Origin of the sequence: Lentilactobacillus rapi DSM 19907 = JCM 15042 (genome assembly GCF_001436255.1) — a bacterium.
Classification (GTDB): Bacteria; Bacillota; Bacilli; order Lactobacillales; family Lactobacillaceae; genus Lentilactobacillus; species Lentilactobacillus rapi.
Genome location: NZ_AZEI01000044.1, coordinates 1 through 1,320 on the forward strand (window position 1 = coordinate 1; position 1,320 = coordinate 1,320).

The window sequence follows — 1,320 nt, forward strand, 5'->3', positions numbered from 1 at the left end:
GTCAAAGTTGAATGCTTACTGTGATAGTATACTGGACGGACATAATTAGTATTAGCGGTAATGTAACCCGTCATACCAGCAGATTTACTATGATGATTGACGTCACGGACTTTATATCGGAGCACGTGATTCTTGCTATACTTGTAATCCGTCACCACAAACATTGGCCGGTTGACCCGGGGCTTTTTAACGTAGCTAAACTTGCGACCGCCTTTGGTAAAGTTGTTGCTTTGATACAGATAGATGTGTTTCAAAGCGTAAACGGCTTCCCCTTTTTTGGCAACGTTATTAGGAACCGCCGGCTGGTTAGTAGTTGTTGGCTTGCTTGGAATTACCGGTGTTGGTGTGGGTGTTGGAATAATTGGCGTTGGTGTGGGTGTTGGAATAATTGGCGTTGGTTCTGGTCCCGGACCTGGATTAGGGTTGGGTGGCGTTACCGTCTTTTGATAGTAAAAGATGACTGGCGTGGTATTGGCCGTTAAAGTGCCGGTTAAATTAGTTGGCATCTTGGATTTAACCAGGGTATAGGATTGGCCGTTAATGGTCAGGGTATCCGGATAATAAGTTGTATCAATTTTATAGGGGTCATTAATAGTTCCGTGAACCACCTTTTGCTGAAGCAACTGATTATTATCATTATCCAGGTAGTTAATATTCAAAGTGGTGTCATCAGCAAATGGCTTGCTATAAACCACGTCAATGGTACCACCGCCATCAGGAATGATTACCTGGTTTTGGTTAACCACCTTAGGATCATTAACCACATACCCGGGAACATCGGGAATATTCACATATTTGCCGGCAGCATCGTTACCACTAACATCGTGGCCTAACGGATTCCCGTTTTGATCAACTGGGTGAATAGTGTAAGACACGGTATTGGCATCATAAGCCACTTTGATAATCGTCGTTTGGCTACTATTACCATCAGGCAGGGTTACCTGCTGATTGTTATCGACTTTGTCATCATTAACCGTGTAACCCTTAATGGTTGGGACCGTTACTTTATCGCCAGCCGTACCGGAAATAACTGTGGGGGTATAGCCACTAATCGGATTACCACCGGTATCCACGGGTTGAATCTCATAGTTATATTGAGCAACATTGGTTTGATAAGGAATTAAATCAACGAAAATTGGCACGTTATATAACGATTTATCCATATATTGGGCAATCATAAAATACTTATAAGGATTTTGAATAATTGTCATTCCATTGTTCCAAGGGTTAGTGGTGGGTCCAGGCATTTCCTGCGGCTTTAAGTCTTGAATTTACACTTTAAGTGCAACACTAATTAAATAAAGAATGGCCCATGGCCAA

The 1,320-nt window shown here is 42.4% G+C and carries 1 protein-coding gene; it reads right to left on the bottom strand.

Annotated elements, in window-relative coordinates; genetic code table 11:
* A partial coding sequence (locus FD12_RS05900; protein WP_162258720.1) for a MucBP domain-containing protein occupies positions 1-1,211 on the bottom strand: 1,211 nt, incomplete at its 3' end.
* Positions 1,212-1,320: the final 109 nt, after the last annotated feature.